We start from the raw sequence: 15,557 nt of genomic DNA, 5'->3' as shown, positions 1-15,557 counted from the left end.
CCGGCTTCTGCCGAAATCCCGCTGGACAGCGCTTCCCACCCTCTGATACAGTACGCAACTCCATGAAAATCAAACGTCTCGAAATATCAGGCTTTAAATCCTTTGCCGACAAGATCGTGCTTGATTTCCAGCAGGGAGTGACCGGCGTGGTCGGCCCCAATGGCTGTGGCAAGTCCAACATTGTGGACGCCATCCGCTGGTGCATGGGGGAGCAGTCCGCCAAAAACCTGCGTGGCAAGGCAATGGAGGATGTGATCTTTGCCGGCAGCGAGACGCGCAAGGCGCTCGGCATGGCCGAGGTGTCGCTGGTCTTTTCCACCGAGGATGGCCGGGCACCTGCCAAATACCTGGAGTATGCCGAGATCCAGCTGACCCGCCGTCTGTACCGCGACGGCGAGAGCGATTACCTGATCAACAAGACCCCCTGCCGGCTGATGGACATCACCGAGCTGTTCATGGATACCGGGGTCGGCACCCGCGCCTATTCGATCATCGAGCAGGGCAAGATCGGCCAGATCCTGCATTCCCGTCCCGAGGAACGGCGCTTCCTGATCGAGGAGGCGGCCGGGGTCACCAAGTTCAAGTCCCGCAAGCATCTGGCACTGAAGAAGATCGAGGCCACCCGTCTCAACCTGGCCCGGTTGGCGGATGTGCTGGGGGAGATCCGCCGGCAGTTGGGCTCGCTGCAGCGCCAGGCCCGGAAGGCCGAGAAGTTTCGGGAATACCGGGATGAGCTGCGTGAGATCGAGCTGCTGTTCACTGCCCGGGAATACCGGGAGACTCAGCGTATGCGTGCTGAGGCCGAACGGGAACTGTCCGCGCTCAACCAGCGCATACGCGAGGTGTTTGTCGCCTCGGCCGTGGGAGAGTCGCAGTTGGAGGAGGGGCGGCTGGCCCTGGTGGAGGCCGAGAAGCGCTTGAACGCGGCTCAGGAGGATATCTACCGCATCAAGAGCGAGTTCAGCACAGCGGAAAGCGGCCTGGAGTTCCAGTGCAAGGAACTGACAGGACTGACCGGGCGTCTGGTACGGCTTGAGGCCGAGGCGGGCGAACTCGACGCGCGTCTGGCAGAGTGCATCGAGCAGCGCAACTTGCTGGAAGTGCGCCGGGATGCCTCGACCACCGAGAGTGCCGGGCTGCAGGCTGAATTGCGGCAGGCGGAGGAAGCGCTGGCCGGCCAGCAGCAGGCCGAGGAGGAGTCGAACCGTCTGCTGGAGGGGCGCCGCAAGGAGCTGTTCGCGGCCATGTCCGAATCGGCTCAGTTCAAGAGCCGTTACGAGCAGGCGGTCAAACGTTTGGCCAGCCTGTCCGAGCGCCTGGAACGCCATAGCCGCGAAGGGATCCAACAGGCGGAACGTCTGGAGGATGCCCGCCGTCGGGCAGTTGATGTGGACCGGAATTTGGAGCAGGTCCGGCAGGAGCAGGAGGAGCTCAGGGTCGAACAGGCCGCCCTGCTGAAGCGTGAGGAAGAGTTGAAAGCCCGCCTGCCGGTGGTGGAGAAGGAGTGGCAGACCCGCCGGGACGAGTTGAACCGCAGCGCTTCGCGCCTGCACTCGCTGCGCGAGCTGGAGGCCAAGTTGGCCGGTTATGGCCAGGGGGTCAAGAACCTGATGAAATCGGCCGAGCTCAAGCCGCGCTTCCGGGGCTTTCTGGCCGATGCGGTGGTTGCGCCGGCCGAACTGGAAGCGCCGCTGGAAGCGGCTCTGGCGGACCGGCTGCAGTGCGTGCTGTGTGACGGCGACGACGATGCCATGGCTGCCCTGGAATTCCTCAAGCGAAGCAGCGGCGGCCGGGTCGGATTGGCCTTGCCTCTGGAATTCGCAGCACCGCCGGTTGCCCCTCCGGATGGTGCGCATGCTCTGGAGGGACTGGTGCAGGTGTCCGGCCCCCACCAAGGGCTGATCCGGCGCATGCTGGCGTCCGTCCTGCTGGTGGACGGCATTGCACAGGCCATTGCGCTGGCCCGCCGCCATCCTGAATTCTCTTTTGTCACCCGCGAGGGGGATCTGGTTTCCCAGGGTGGGGTTATCAGCGGCGGCTCGGCCGATCAGGTGCAGCAGGGTCTGATCCACAAGAAACGCGAGATCAGGGAACTGGAAGAACGGGTGGCAGTGCTGGAGCAGGAGGTTTCCTCCCTGGGGAGCGAACGCGAGCAGGTGCGCCGCCAGGCTCAGGAGGTTGCCGAGCACCTGAAGGAGATCGGCAAACAGGTGCACCAGGGGGAGCTCAGGCTGGCCGGGTTGGCCAAGGACCGCCAGCAGGCGACCGACGAGATCAGCCGCATCGAGGAGCGCCTGGCCGTGCAGGCCATGGAGACGGAAACCCTGCATGAGGAGCGCGATGCCCTGGAGGTCGAGCGGAAACTGTGTCTGGCCCGGCTGGAGGAAACCGGTGGTTTTTCCCAGGAGCTGGAGCAGGAGGTGGCGCGGCTCAAGGAGGCCTTGGATGTGGGGCGCAGCCAGCTGGCAGCCGGTCGGGAACAGGTCTCGGCCCTGCGGGTACGGGTGGCGACGCTCAGGGAGCAGCACGAGGCGCATCAGCGCGGCATTGCCGACTTGGAGCGACAGACCCAGGAACTGACCCGCCGCATGACCGGTGACCGGGAAGAAATCGCGCGCGGCGCCGGAGAAAGGACGCAGCTCGAGGCCGCCATCGCCGCGGGGACCGAGCGGGTGGAAGAGCTGATCCTGCGCCAGTCCAAGGCTGCCCGGCAGCTCGAGGTGGTTCGGGCGGACTATGAGACCGCCGGTGCGGCAATGGCCGCTACCGAGGCCCGGGTAAAGCAGGCCCGCGAGGACAGCGACGGGGTGCGCCAGACCCAGGCCGATCTGAACCTGCGCTTCTCGACTCTGAACATGCAGGCCGAACACCTGGAGCGCGGACTGCTGGAAAAGAGCCGCATCACCATGGATGAGGCCCTGGCCAGGCTGGCGGAGGTCGAGTTTGACGAGGCGGCCCGGCGGGGGCGTCAGGTGGAGCTGCAGCGCCTGCTGGACGAGATCGGCGAGGTCAACCTGATGGCTATCGAGGAATGCGCCGGCATGGAGGAGCGCTTCACCTTCCTCACCTCCCAGAAAGAGGACCTCGAGGAGTCGCTGCGCGGGCTGCAACAGGCTATCCAGCGCATCAACCGTACCACCCGCCAGCGTTTTCTCGAAACCTACAATCTGGTCAATGCCAAGTTCCAGGAGGTCTTTCCGCGGCTGTTCTGCGGTGGCCGGGCCGAGCTGCGCCTGACCAACGAGGAGGATCTGCTGGAGACCGGCATCGACATCATCGTGCAGCCGCCGGGCAAGAAACTCCAGAACGTGACCCTGCTCTCCGGGGGTGAAAAGGCGCTGACCGCGGTGGCGCTGATCTTTGCCATCTTCCTGATCAAGCCGACCCCCTTCTGTCTGCTGGACGAGGTGGACGCGCCGCTGGACGACGCCAACATCGGCCGCTTTAACGACATGGTGCGGGAGATGAGCGCCATTTCCCAGTTCATCATCATTACCCACAACAAGGCCACCATGCAGGTGGCCGACACGCTCTACGGCATCACTATGGAATCGCCGGGCGCCTCCCGGGTGGTGTCGGTGCGGTTGCATTAAGGCGGGGACCGGGGATCTGGGACCGGTAACGTCTTTTGATGTCTCGGGTTTTACCGGTCCCCGGTCCCTGGTCCCTGAGGAGTTCTTATGCCCTATCAAAGCATTCTGAAGAAACTTGTGGCCAGTACACCGGATGCCATCGGTGCCATTATGGTAGACTGGGAGGGTGAGGCGGTTCAGGAGTACTGTCACTGTGAGCCGTACCAAATGCGTTTCACCGCCGCACACCAGGGCATAATCCTCTCCCGTTTCAAGGCCATGCATGCCAGCCAGGGAATGGTCGAGGATCTGGTGATAACCACCACCACGGAGCGCCTGATCATCGGATGCATCGATCAGGAATACGCACTGGCGATGAATGTCGGCCGTTCCTGTCCGATGGGGCTGGCCCTGCATCATTTTCGCATCGCGATCGAGGAGCTCGGGAAGGAGATATGATGGAGCAGCAGGAAAAGCAGGAAAAGGAGCAGCAACAGGAGAAAAAAGGCTTGCGCGGGTGGATGGACAAGATCATCACCGTTGCCAATATGGAGGTCTTCCCATCCCGCAAGGAGGCCGAGCCGAAAGAGGAAGGGGGCGAGGCTGCCCCGGCTCTCAATCCGTTCGGCGTTGTTGACGCCTATAAAAAACTGAGAGACGGTCTGCAAAAGACCAAAGAGGGACTGGTAGGGCGTATCGATGCCCTGGTACTGGGCAAGAAGGAGATCGATGCCGAAACCCTGGAGGAACTCGAGGAAATCCTGATCACCTCCGACATTGGCGTCAAGACGACCGTCGAACTGGTCCGCACCCTGGAACAGCGTCTGGGGCGCAATGAACTGAAAGACGGCGAGGCCCTGCGGGCAGCGCTCAAAGAAGAGATCCTGCAGCGCCTGACCGCCCATCATGCGCGTTTGGACATCTCCAGCCGCACGCCCTTTGTGCTGCTGGTGATCGGCGTGAACGGCGTCGGCAAGACCACCACCATCGGCAAGCTGGCTGCGCGCTTTACCGGCGAGGGGCGGCGGGTGCTTCTGGCTGCGGCCGATACCTTCCGGGCGGCTGCAGCCGAGCAGCTGACCATGTGGGGCGAACGGTGCGGCGTGGATGTGGTCCGCCACAAGGAAGGTGCCGATCCCTCAGCCGTGGTGTTCGATGCCTGCAAGGCAGCCGTTGCCCGCGGAGTCGATCTGCTGATCATCGATACGGCCGGGCGTTTGCATACCAAGGTCAATCTGATGGAGGAAATGAAAAAGATCCGCCGGGTGATCGAGCGGGAGATACCCGGGGCGCCCCATGAAACGCTGCTGGTGGTGGATGCCGCCACCGGCCAGAATGCCGTTTCCCAGGCACGGCTTTTCAAGGAGGCGGCCGGTGTCACCGGCCTGGCCCTGACGAAACTGGATGGTACGGCCAAGGGGGGCATCGTAGTGGCGGTCAGCCACGAGTTCGCCCTGCCGGTCCGATACATCGGTGTGGGCGAGACGGTGGAAGACCTGCGCGACTTCGATCCGCAGGAGTTTACGGATGCCCTCTTCCAGGCCTGACAAAACCGTTCCGGAAGGGGGCTGTCAAGCTACTGAATCCAGCGATTTCAGACAATTAGGACTTGACTTCCGCCCTTCTGACGGTTATAGTCAGGCTCCCCGAAAGGAAGATAGAGGAATGAATCAGGAACTTTTCGAAAGACTCGATAGCAGAATCACGGAGCTGGTTGAAAAATACGCGTCGCTGAAAGAGGAAAACGCACGTCTGGCTGAAGAAAATCAGCGCCTGCTGTCCGAGCGCGAGGGGCTGACAGCCCGTGTCGACGCGATTCTCGGCAAGTTGGAAGGACTTTAGCGGAGTATTCGGGCGCCTCTTGCCGTGGCAGCAGGGTGGGGGGCAGCGACCTTTGTGCATAAAGGGAAGTTTGCATGAAAACCACCCACCTGGTCACGGTGCTCGGCCGCGAACTCTCGGTCAGGAGTTCGGCCCCTGCAGAAAAGGTCCAGGCGGTCGAGGCCTTTGTCAACGAAAGGCTGCATGACATAGGATCCGCCTTGAAGAGCGGCGACGCATCGCTGATACTGATGCTGGCACTGCTCAACACGGCTGAGGAACTGCTTGATCTGCGGTCCGATCGGGAGGCTGATGTGCTTCTGGAGAACAGGCTGCAGGGGCTCCTGGCAAAGCTGGAATCGGCCTGAAAACGGTATGGCAGCGGTAGCAGGAACCGGCCCCCTATGACGATTGGCTCCGGCGCAGCCGGAGAGCAAGGTCTCTCAGGGAGACTTGATTATATATTCGCAATGCATCCATCAGTCCCGGCAGGTGCCAGACGTCCTCACCTGTTTTGCTGATACCAGAATATATCCTCGAAACGAAAGGAAGGAATCGCTCCTCGAAGCAAAGGAACCAGAGCAACTACCTCATTCCACGGCACTGTGAGCCATTCCCCCTCCTTTCCCTCCCCTGATCGACCCTTCGCCAATCCACTTGGCATCATCACTGTTGCGCGCATACCATAGCCCCAGAATCCGTAACACCCGCAGTCTTTGCCGGCTTGAAAGGCCCCGTTTCCGGGCTGTCAAGGCGTCTGCGGGGAGGCAAGAGGATGTCATGCCGAAGCGATCGCTCCGCCAGCAGATGCTGGCACGGCGCCGGGCCATCAGCCACGAGGAATGGCAGGAGGCCAGCCGGTCGGCCCAGCTGCAGCTCCTCACCCTTGCGGAATATGCCCGGGCAGGCTGCATCGCCCTGTATGCCCCGGCCCATAACGAGATTGACACGGCCCTGATCCTGGCAGATGCCTTTGCGGCAGGTAAAAAGGTACTGTACCCGGCCGTCTGCGGCCAGGAGATGGTGCTCCGTCATGTCACGGGGCTGGAATGCCTCCAGCGGGGCTGCTTCGGTATTCTCGAACCCTGCCCGACCGGCGAGGATCATCTGGCCGATCAAGCCGATCTGTTCGTTGTTCCGGGGGTGGTATTCGATCGTCGCGGGCATCGCATCGGTTACGGCAAAGGGTTTTACGATCGCTTTCTTCGGCATCCCGGCCGCACGGCACATCTGGTCGGGCTCTGCCACGATTTCCAGTTGATTGACGGCGACATACCGGCAGATGGTCACGATATCCAAATGGAGATCATTGTCACCGACCGACGCATGATCCGGTCGAAGGATCGCGGAGTCATCGAACAAGTCGATCAAACATCCCGCTAAACGGGAGTGGAGGTAACCGGTGCCGTTCCGGCCCGGATTTATATAGAGGAGGTTGTTCATAATGGAAATGCTGATTGTGATAGTGATCGCAATTGCTGTTGCCGCGGGCGCCTATCTGGCAGGCAGCAGGTCGAACAAGAAGGACTCGACTTCCATCGTCAGGCAGGCCGAGGAATTGGCCAGCAAGGTGATCGATGATGCCCGCCGGGAGGCGGAGACCATCACCAAGGAGGCTGAACTCAAGGCCAAGGATGCGGCTCTTGAGGCTAAGACCGGGCACGAGCGGGAGATGTCGGAGAAAAAGAAGGATCTCCAGAATCTTGAGAAGCGGTTGCAGCAGAAAGAGGAAAATCTCGACAAGAAGGTGTCTCTGTTCGACCAGAAGGAGCTGGACATCCTCAAGAAGGAACAGGTCCTGACCCAGAAGGAGCAGGCGCTTTCACTGCGTGACGAAGAGTTGAAAAAGGCGACTGATGTTCAACGGGCCAAGCTAGAAACGATTTCCGGCATGTCTGCCTCGGAAGCCAAAAAAGAACTGATGGACGCCATGGAGGACGAGGCCAAGCACGATGCCGCCAAACTGATCAAGGTCATCGAGGAAGAGGCCCGCGAAACAGCCGACAAGAAGGCCAAAGAGATCATCTCCCTGGCTGTTCAGCGTTATGCAGGGGAGTATGTGGCGGAAAAGACCGTTTCGGTCGTGCCGCTTCCCTCCGATGAGATGAAGGGGCGCATCATCGGCCGCGAAGGGCGCAATATCCGCGCTCTGGAAGCTGCCACCGGCATCGATCTGATCATCGACGACACCCCGGAGGCGGTTATTCTGTCCGGTTTCAACCCGGTCCGCCGCGAAGTGGCCCGGCTTTCGCTGGAGAAGCTGATCAGCGACGGCCGCATCCATCCCGGCCGGATCGAGGAGGTGGTGGCCAAGTCCACCGAGGAGGTCGATCAAACCATCAAGGAGGCCGGGGAACAGGCTGCCTTCGACCTGGGTGTTCACGGCATCCACCCGGAGGTGCTCAAGCTGATCGGGCGTCTCAAATACCGTACCTCCTATACCCAGAACGTGTACCAGCATTCGCTGGAGGTGGCCTTCCTGTGCGGCATCATGGCTGCCGAGCTGGGCATCAACGTCAAACAGGCCAAACGCGCCGGGCTGCTTCATGACCTGGGCAAGGCGGTCGATCACGAGGTGGAGGGTTCCCACGCGGTGATCGGCGCCGAACTGGCCCGCAAGTATGGCGAATCCCCCAAAATCGTGCATGCTATCATGGCCCATCACGAGGATGAAAAACCGTCGACCGTGCTGGCAGTACTGGTACAGGCGGCCGATGCCCTTTCCGGCGCCCGCCCCGGTGCGCGGCGCGAAATGATGGAAACCTACGTCAAACGGCTGGAAGACCTGGAGCGTATCGCCACCTCCTTTGGCGGCGTGACCAACTCCTTTGCCATTCAGGCCGGCCGCGAGATCCGCGTAATGGTGTCCAGCGACCAGATCACGGACGAACAGTCGGTGATCATGGCCCGTGACATCGCCAAAAAGATCGAGGCGGAGATGACCTACCCCGGCCAGATCAAAGTCAACGTCATCCGCGAAACCCGCGCCGTAGAGTACGCGCGATAAAATCATACCACCCCCGCCTTCGGCACCCCTCCTGATTTAGGAGGGGGACGGGGGAGGTTAGAAACTGACTATCAGATGCCCGTCAAAATTCTTTTCATAGGTGACATCATCGGCAAGCCCGGTCGCCAGGCACTTTCCCGGGAGCTGGATCGCCTGGTGGACCGGCATCGCGTCGATCTGGTCCTGGTCAATGGCGAAAACGCTTCGGGAGGCTTCGGCCTGACAACCGAAACCGCCAAAGAACTGTTCGACCTGGGGGTGCACGGCATCACCAGCGGTAACCATATCTGGGACAAAAAGGAACAGGTAGCGCTGGTGCTGGCCAATCCGCGCATTGTCCGTCCTGCCAACTACCCCGAAGGGACCACTGGCCGGGGGGGTATGATCCTGACTACCCCGGGAGGGATCAAGGTAGGAGTGCTCAATCTGGAAGGGCGCGTCTACATGAAGAATCTGGAGTGCCCCTTCCGCACGGCCGATCGTGAGATCGAGCTTCTGCGGCAGGAGACGCCGGTGATTTTCGTCGATTTTCATGCCGAGGCCACTTCCGAAAAATCTGCCCTGGGCTGGTACCTGGACGGCAGAGTCAGCGCCGTGGTCGGCACCCATACCCATGTGCAGACCGCGGACGAGCGTATTTTGACCCGCGGTACGGCCTACCTGTCCGACGCCGGCATGACCGGCAGCTTCGACTCGGTAATCGGGATCGGCAAGGAAGAGGCCATCCACAAGTTCCTGACCCAGTTGCCGGTCAAATTCGAAATACCCAAGAAGGATATCCGCATCAACGGCGTGGTGGTATCGGTCGACGAGGAAAGCGGCCGGGCGCTCGGCATCGAGCGTATCGCCGTGAGCTGTTAATCACAAAAATATTTGCCACAGAGGTCACTGCGGTCACAGAGAACATCATGGTTTACGATAAGCAGGTCCCTCAAGCGCATTGATCCCGCTTTACCTCCATCCTGCCCAGCCAGTTTCCTCTGTGAACTCTGTGCCCTTTATGGCCAAATCTTGATGTTAGGAGTTGAACATGTCCGTTGCCGAACAGATGGCCGTTATCAAGCGCGGCGCCGTTGAGGTACTGATCGAGAAGGAGTTGGAGGAGAAACTGGCCAACTCGCTCAAGACCGGGGTCCCGTTGAAGATCAAGGCCGGTTTCGATCCGACCGCGCCTGACCTGCACCTGGGACACACCGTGCTGATCCACAAGCTGCGGCAGTTTCAGCAGCTGGGGCACGAGATCAATTTCCTGATCGGCGATTTCACCGGCATGATCGGCGACCCGACCGGCAAGTCCGAGACCCGCAAGGTACTGACCCGCGAGGATGTGCTCAGAAACGCCGAAACCTACAAGCAGCAGGTGTTCAAGATCCTCGATCCGGAGAAGACCAAGGTGGTGTTCAACTCCACCTGGCTGAACGAGCTCGGTTCGGGCGGCATGATCGCCCTGGCTTCCAAGTACACCGTGGCGCGCATGCTGGAGCGTGACGACTTCCACAAACGCTTCAACAGCCAGCAGCCGATTGCCATCCATGAGTTCCTGTACCCGCTGGTTCAGGGCTACGATTCCGTGGCGCTCAAATCCGACGTGGAGCTGGGGGGCACCGACCAGAAATTCAACCTGCTGATGGGGCGCGAATTGCAGCGCGAGTGGGGCCAAGCTCCCCAGTGCATCCTGACCATGCCGCTTCTGGAGGGGCTGGACGGGGTCAACAAGATGTCCAAATCCCTGGGCAACTACATCGGGATTACTGAGGCACCGGACGATATCTTCGGCAAGATCATGTCGATCTCGGACGAGTTGATGGTGCGCTACTACGAACTGCTCTCGGACATGCCGCTGGCCGAACTGGACAGGCTCAAGGCCGGCCTGAAGGACAAGTCCCTGCACCCCATGGCGGCCAAAAAGGCCTTGGGACGCGAGATCGTCTCCCGCTTTCACGGAGCGGGTGCCGGGGAGGCGGCCGAGGAGAATTTCGTCAAACGCTTCAAGGAAAACGAGATCCCCGATGAGATGCCGCAGGTCAGTTACCGTCTGGCAGACGGCAGCGTTCTTTTGGCAAAGGCCATGACCGAGGCGGGATTGACCAAGTCCAACGGCGAGGGGCGCCGCTCCATCGACGGCGGCGGGGTCAAGCTGAACGGCGAGAAGGTCAGCGACACCAACCTGGAGCTGGCCGCGGCCGGCGAGTATGTCGTGCAGATCGGCAAGCGGCGCTTCGCCCGCATCGTGGTGGCCTGATACCGTGATCCATCTCTCCAATATCACCAAGCAACACGGCTCGCAGATACTGTTCCGAGAGGCCAGCTTCCAGATCCTGCCCGGCACCCGCAGCGGCCTGGTCGGCCCCAACGGTGCCGGGAAAACTTCCATTTTCCGGATCATCATCGGCGAAGAGGAGGTTGACGCCGGCGAAATCACCTGCGCCCGCAAGACCTCCATCGGCTACTTTTCGCAGGACGTGGGCGACATGGCCGGACGTTCGGCCCTTGAAGAGGTCATGGCCGGCTCGGCCGAAACGGTGCGGCTGGCGGCCGAGCTGAAGGAGATGGAAGCGGCCATGTGCGAGCCGCAGTCGGACGATGCCATGACGGCACTGCTGGAGCGCTACGGCTCTGCGCAGGAGGAATTCGAACATCGCGGCGGCTATGATCTCGATACCCGCGCCCAGACGGTGCTGACCGGACTCGGTATCGGACCGGACCGCTTCCATCACCCGGTGGAGTCCTTCAGCGGCGGTTGGAAGATGCGCATCGCCCTGGCCAAGATTCTGACCCTGAAACCCGATGTGCTCCTGCTGGACGAGCCGACCAACCATCTGGATGTGGAATCGATCGTCTGGCTGGAAGAGTGGCTGGCCAATGAGTTCGACGGTGCCCTGCTGATGACCAGCCATGACCGCGATTTCATGAACCGCATTGTGACCCGCATCATCGAGGTGGCCAACAAGACCGTCACCACCTATGGCGGCAACTATGATTTTTACGAGCGGGAACGGGAAATCCGCCGCGAACAGCTCCTGGCCAGTTACAAGCGCCAGCAGGAGATGCTGGCCAAGGAGGAGGAATTCATTGCCCGCTTTGCCGCCCGCGCCTCCCATGCGGCCCAGGTGCAGTCGCGGGTCAAAAAGATCGACAAGATCGAGCGGATCGAGATTCCGCCCGAAGAGCGGACTGTACGGTTCGAGTTCAGCGAGCCCCCCCGCAGCGGCGACGATGTGGTGGTCATGACGGATCTGGCAAAGGCTTGGCAGACCCACGGCGGTGAACACAAGGTGTTCAGCGGCGTTTCGGGGGTGATCCGCCGCCAGAACAAGATTGCTGTGGTGGGGGTCAACGGGGCCGGCAAGTCGTCGCTGCTCAAGGTGCTGGCCGGAGAGACCGAAGCCAGCGCAGGCAGCTTCAATCTGGGGGCCAATGTGGAGCTGGGCTATTTCAGCCAGCATGCCATGGAACTGCTCGATCCGGGCAAAACCATTTTCGAAACGCTGCAGGACGCCATGCCGCAGGCCACCATCGGTGTGATCCGCAATCTGCTGGGTGCGTTCCTGTTCTCGGGCGATGCCATCGACAAGCGCATCGAAAATCTCTCCGGCGGTGAAAAGAGTCGGGTGGTGCTGGCCACGCTCCTGGCGCGGCCGGTGAATTTCCTGGTGCTGGACGAGCCGACCAACCACCTCGATATTCGATCCCGGGAGATCCTGTTGGATGCGCTCCAAAATTTCAGCGGCACGGTCATGCTGGTCAGCCATGACCGGCATTTCCTGCGCCAGCTGGTGGACAGGGTTTTCGAGCTGGACCATGGTGAAATGCGGGTTTATGAGGGCAATTACGAATATTACCTGAGCAAGGTGCACCACGGACAGTGCTGACGCTGTCGTGTGCGAAAACGCTCCTGCCATTTAAATGATTGACATCACGCACACAAGCTGTTACTAACTGATATCCGGGTTATCCCGGAACATTAAAAGGTAGTATCAGGAGAAGGTAAGCAAATGGTAAACGGAACAGTAAAATGGTTCAACGACAGCAAAGGGTTTGGTTTTCTGGAGCAGGAGAACGGCGAAGATGTATTCGTTCATTTCTCCGCTATCAACGGTGAAGGCTTCAAATCACTTGCTGAAGGCGATAGCGTGACATTCGAACTGGTCAAAGGCCCCAAAGGTCTGCAGGCCGCCAATGTGACCAAACAGTAGTCACATAGAATCTGGATTAAAAAAGCCCCGGAGCAATCCGGGGCTTTTTTTTGTCAATGACATGCGAGAGAAATCGTCAGGAGAGATATGGCTCTTCCATCAACTATTTATCGTGCCGCCATCGAGCTGTCCGACATCGGTCGCACCATCTACCGGACACTGAACGTCACGGTTGCACAACATCCCTCGGAAACCGCGGAACGCCTGGTGGCCCGGCTTTTAGCCTATGCCATCCGTTATGAAGAGGAACTTCTTTTCACCAAGGGCATCGCCGCAGGAGACGAACCGGATCTGTGGGTGCTTGGCCCGGATGGACGGGTGCGGCTGTGGATCGAAGTGGGTCTGCCGGATGCGGAGCGGCTGATCAAGGCTGGTCGCCATGCGGAGCGAGTCATTCTGTTCGCCTGCGGTGGGTCGCGGTCCGCCTGGGAGCGTCAGCAGCTGCCAAAATTGAGCGGTATTGCCAATATCGAGATTTTCATCTTGGAGCAGCACCTGCTGACGCATCTGGCAGCCGGTCTGCAGAAATCGATCAACTGGTCGCTCACCATCACCGAGGATACCCTCTATCTTGAGCAAAACGGAGAGACTATCGAGTCGTCCCTGCTGAGACAGGTTTCTCCCTGAATGAGGTGCGTTTCCGAACTCTCTGCACAGAGGCTCAGGCCATTGCCCCGGTAGCGAGGCGGCGGTCCGGGCGAGGGGTGTGCTTGCCGGGGAGGGCCGAGCGGGTCCGACCGGCCCCTTTGGCCGGCAGTGACGGTGCCGGACGTCGGAAGCTCTTTGCAAATTCCAGTGCCGTCTGCCCGGGGCGATATACTCTTGCCACATCGTCCCAGCGTACCAGTTCGCGGGTTTCCAGCGTTACCAGCATGAACAGCACCTCTCTGCGATTCAGACACAATTTATCGGCAATTTCGCAAATGCTCAGGCGTTCTTTGCAGTTTGCAAGAAGTTCCAGCAGTTCCAGTGTCTTTTCCATGGCCTGAACCGCATCCAGGCTCTTTCCCTTAAGCATTCTCGTCTCCGTAAATCAGTGTAGTGGTGCGGGGCGCGGTGCGCCAGTCAGTCGGGCTTGATCAGGCTCTTCCAGCGGGAATCGAGGCAGATGCCCATGGCCTCGCGCATTACCGAAGAAACGCTCCGGCTGGTGCGCCGTGCAAACGCATCCAGCGCTGCGCGTTCTTCATCGCTGATACGCAGACTGACAACATGATAACGCGGATGTGCCTTCAAGGATCCCATCGTTCCATACTCCCTTTGTGGTTTCGCACAGTGAAATCATGTTTCTTTTTATTGTTTTAACTTAGCGTAAACATATTTCGATGTAAACATAAATTTTCAATACGATGTTTGTGTTAGCGGGCATTGCAGCACTAAAGAAGCAACCAGTGTCTGCCGCGTTCACACCTTCCAGAAAATACCGATCAGGCGTTTGATTTCATTCTGCAGAACAATATTTTACATTTTTATGCCATTGACGTGAACCGCGGGCTATGGTAGTTTCGCACAACGGAACAGCTTGCAGTCTGAATCAAGGCAAGGGATCTATGATCGAGACGGAAAAGGACAACGACCGCCAATCGGTGCGCGCTCTGGAGCGAGGACTTGAGGTCCTGCGCAGTTTCAAGCCGGGAGACCGGTTCCTTGGCAACCAGGAGCTTGCCCAGCGTACCGGCTTGCCCAAACCGACCATCTCCCGTCTGACCCATACCTTGACCCGGCTGGGATACCTGGCCTATTCGGAGAAGTTCGGCAAATATCATCTCGATTCTGCTGTCCTGGCTCTCGGATACTCTTTTCTGGTCAACATGGACGTGCGCCGCATCGCCCGCCCCCTGATGAGGGACTTGGCCGAATATGCCCAGGCTTCGGTCGCCCTGGGGGTGCAGGACCGGCTCAGCATGCTGTACATCGAGGCCTATCGCAGCAGCGCAACGGTCACCCTGACGCTGGATGTCGGCTCCCAGATCCCCATCGCCACCACCTCGATGGGGCGGGCGCTTTTGTGCGCCCTGTCCGATGCGGAACGTGAGGCGATTCTCGATCAGGTCAAGACGCGCAACGAGGGGGAATGGCCACGGATCAAGGCCGGCATCGACCAATCGCTGCAGGACTATGCCGAGCGCGGCTTCTGCCTTTCGCTGGGGGACTGGAAAAAGGATGTGCATGCCGTTGCCGCTCCCCTGATACCGTCCGACGGTTCCCGTGTCCTTGTCTTCAGCTGCGCAGGAGCAGCCTTTCAGCTGCGGCGACATATGCTGGAGGACGATATCGGTCCGCGGCTGCTCAATCTTGTCACCAACGTCAAGGAGATCATGGACCGCCAGGTCTGATCCCTTTCCCCGGTTTCCAACCACAGCAGTATCCTCCCCCGGGCGCACACAGGACGACTGCCCCCTCGACCAACCTCAACTTCAATGGATGATTATGACAAACCTGATTACCGCTGCAGGCATGAAGAAACTGGAGGATGAATACCATTATCTGTGGCGTGTGGAGCGTCCCAAGGTTGTGCAGGGGGTTGCCGATGCGGCGGCGGAGGGGGATCGTTCCGAGAACGCGGAATACATCTACGGCAAGAAGCGCCTGCGGGAGATCGACCGCAAGCTGAAGCATCTCGGCAGCCGCCTGAAAGTGCTGAAGGTGGCCTCGGTACCGGCGAACCCGCAATCGGTGAGCTTTGGCTGCTGGGTGTCCTACGAGGATGAGGATGGCGCTGCGCGCTGCTACCAACTGGTGGGACCGGATGAGTTCGATGTGTCCTCCGGCCGGATCAGTATCGATTCGCCAGTGGGCCAGGCGCTCCTGGGCAAAAGGATCGACGACGAGGTGGTCATCCGGCGACCGACCGGAGATCTGACAGTCTACATCACCGGCATAAGCTCAGCCCAGCCATGACATGAAAAAGCGCCGTTCTCCCGAGGGAGAACGGCGCTTCGCTTTTTGCAGCGGCAATGG

Annotated in this window: 16 protein-coding genes; 14 read left to right on the top strand and 2 right to left on the bottom strand. The window is 60.0% G+C overall.

Annotated elements, in window-relative coordinates; genetic code table 11:
* The first annotated feature begins 62 nt into the window (after positions 1–62).
* From smc to GSVR_RS21575, 12 genes are all read left to right on the top strand, one after another.
* Entirely contained in the window at positions 63–3,593 is a 3,531-nt protein-coding gene (smc, locus tag GSVR_RS21630; protein ID WP_173197787.1) for a chromosome segregation protein SMC, read from the top strand.
* An 87-nt stretch (positions 3,594–3,680) separates the two neighbouring features.
* Positions 3,681–4,031, top strand: coding sequence for a hypothetical protein (locus GSVR_RS21625; protein WP_173197779.1), 351 nt, complete (start codon positions 3,681–3,683; stop codon positions 4,029–4,031).
* Positions 4,028–5,119 (top strand): signal recognition particle-docking protein FtsY, encoded by a 1,092-nt coding sequence (ftsY, locus tag GSVR_RS21620; protein WP_239077405.1) that lies wholly within the window; start codon positions 4,028–4,030, stop codon positions 5,117–5,119. Before GSVR_RS21625 ends, ftsY begins: the two co-directional genes overlap by 4 nt.
* A gap of 118 nt (positions 5,120–5,237) precedes the next feature.
* Positions 5,238–5,414 (top strand): cell division protein ZapB, encoded by a 177-nt coding sequence (zapB, locus tag GSVR_RS21615; RefSeq protein WP_173197778.1) that lies wholly within the window; start codon positions 5,238–5,240, stop codon positions 5,412–5,414.
* Between the two features lie 74 nt (positions 5,415–5,488).
* Positions 5,489–5,761, top strand: coding sequence for a cell division protein ZapA (locus tag GSVR_RS21610; protein WP_173197776.1), 273 nt, complete (start codon positions 5,489–5,491; stop codon positions 5,759–5,761).
* A gap of 412 nt (positions 5,762–6,173) precedes the next feature.
* Positions 6,174–6,776 (top strand): 5-formyltetrahydrofolate cyclo-ligase, encoded by a 603-nt coding sequence (locus GSVR_RS21605; protein WP_173197774.1) that lies wholly within the window; start codon positions 6,174–6,176, stop codon positions 6,774–6,776.
* Between the two features lie 61 nt (positions 6,777–6,837).
* Positions 6,838–8,400: a ribonuclease Y gene (rny, locus tag GSVR_RS21600; RefSeq protein WP_173197772.1), complete on the top strand. Its 1,563-nt coding sequence runs from the start codon at positions 6,838–6,840 to the stop codon at positions 8,398–8,400.
* A 75-nt stretch (positions 8,401–8,475) separates the two neighbouring features.
* Positions 8,476–9,261, top strand: coding sequence for a TIGR00282 family metallophosphoesterase (locus GSVR_RS21595; RefSeq protein ID WP_173197770.1), 786 nt, complete (start codon positions 8,476–8,478; stop codon positions 9,259–9,261).
* Between the two features lie 169 nt (positions 9,262–9,430).
* Positions 9,431–10,642, top strand: a complete 1,212-nt coding sequence (tyrS, locus tag GSVR_RS21590) for a tyrosine--tRNA ligase (protein WP_173197768.1) — start codon at positions 9,431–9,433, stop codon at positions 10,640–10,642.
* Positions 10,643–10,646: 4 nt separating this feature from the next.
* On the top strand, positions 10,647–12,272 hold the full coding sequence (locus GSVR_RS21585; protein WP_173197766.1) for an ABC-F family ATP-binding cassette domain-containing protein: 1,626 nt from the start codon (positions 10,647–10,649) through the stop codon (positions 12,270–12,272).
* Between the two features lie 123 nt (positions 12,273–12,395).
* Positions 12,396–12,596 carry a cold-shock protein gene (locus tag GSVR_RS21580; protein ID WP_173197764.1) on the top strand — a complete coding sequence of 67 codons (201 nt, stop codon included), beginning with the start codon at positions 12,396–12,398 and terminating at the stop codon, positions 12,594–12,596.
* An 87-nt stretch (positions 12,597–12,683) separates the two neighbouring features.
* Entirely contained in the window at positions 12,684–13,223 is a 540-nt protein-coding gene (locus tag GSVR_RS21575; RefSeq protein ID WP_173197762.1) for a YaeQ family protein, read from the top strand.
* A 34-nt stretch (positions 13,224–13,257) separates the two neighbouring features.
* On the opposite strand, the gene GSVR_RS21570 is transcribed toward GSVR_RS21575, so the two are convergent.
* Positions 13,258–13,614 (bottom strand): helix-turn-helix domain-containing protein, encoded by a 357-nt coding sequence (locus GSVR_RS21570; RefSeq protein ID WP_173197760.1) that lies wholly within the window; start codon positions 13,612–13,614, stop codon positions 13,258–13,260.
* A gap of 47 nt (positions 13,615–13,661) precedes the next feature.
* Positions 13,662–13,841 carry a ribbon-helix-helix protein, CopG family gene (locus tag GSVR_RS21565; protein WP_173197758.1) on the bottom strand — a complete coding sequence of 60 codons (180 nt, stop codon included), beginning with the start codon at positions 13,839–13,841 and terminating at the stop codon, positions 13,662–13,664.
* A 305-nt stretch (positions 13,842–14,146) separates the two neighbouring features.
* Between GSVR_RS21565 and GSVR_RS21560 the strand changes: the two genes are divergently transcribed.
* Together GSVR_RS21560 and greB are read left to right on the top strand one after the other, a co-directional pair.
* Positions 14,147–14,932, top strand: a complete 786-nt coding sequence (locus GSVR_RS21560; RefSeq protein WP_173197756.1) for an IclR family transcriptional regulator — start codon at positions 14,147–14,149, stop codon at positions 14,930–14,932.
* A gap of 88 nt (positions 14,933–15,020) precedes the next feature.
* Positions 15,021–15,497: a transcription elongation factor GreB gene (greB, locus tag GSVR_RS21555; RefSeq protein ID WP_173197754.1), complete on the top strand. Its 477-nt coding sequence runs from the start codon at positions 15,021–15,023 to the stop codon at positions 15,495–15,497.
* Positions 15,498–15,557: the final 60 nt, after the last annotated feature.

This window comes from Geobacter sp. SVR (assembly GCF_016865365.1).
GTDB lineage: Bacteria > Desulfobacterota > Desulfuromonadia > Geobacterales > Pseudopelobacteraceae > Pelotalea.
Note: the sequence above shows the minus strand (reverse complement) of the source record. Positions and strands in the feature narration are given on the sequence as shown.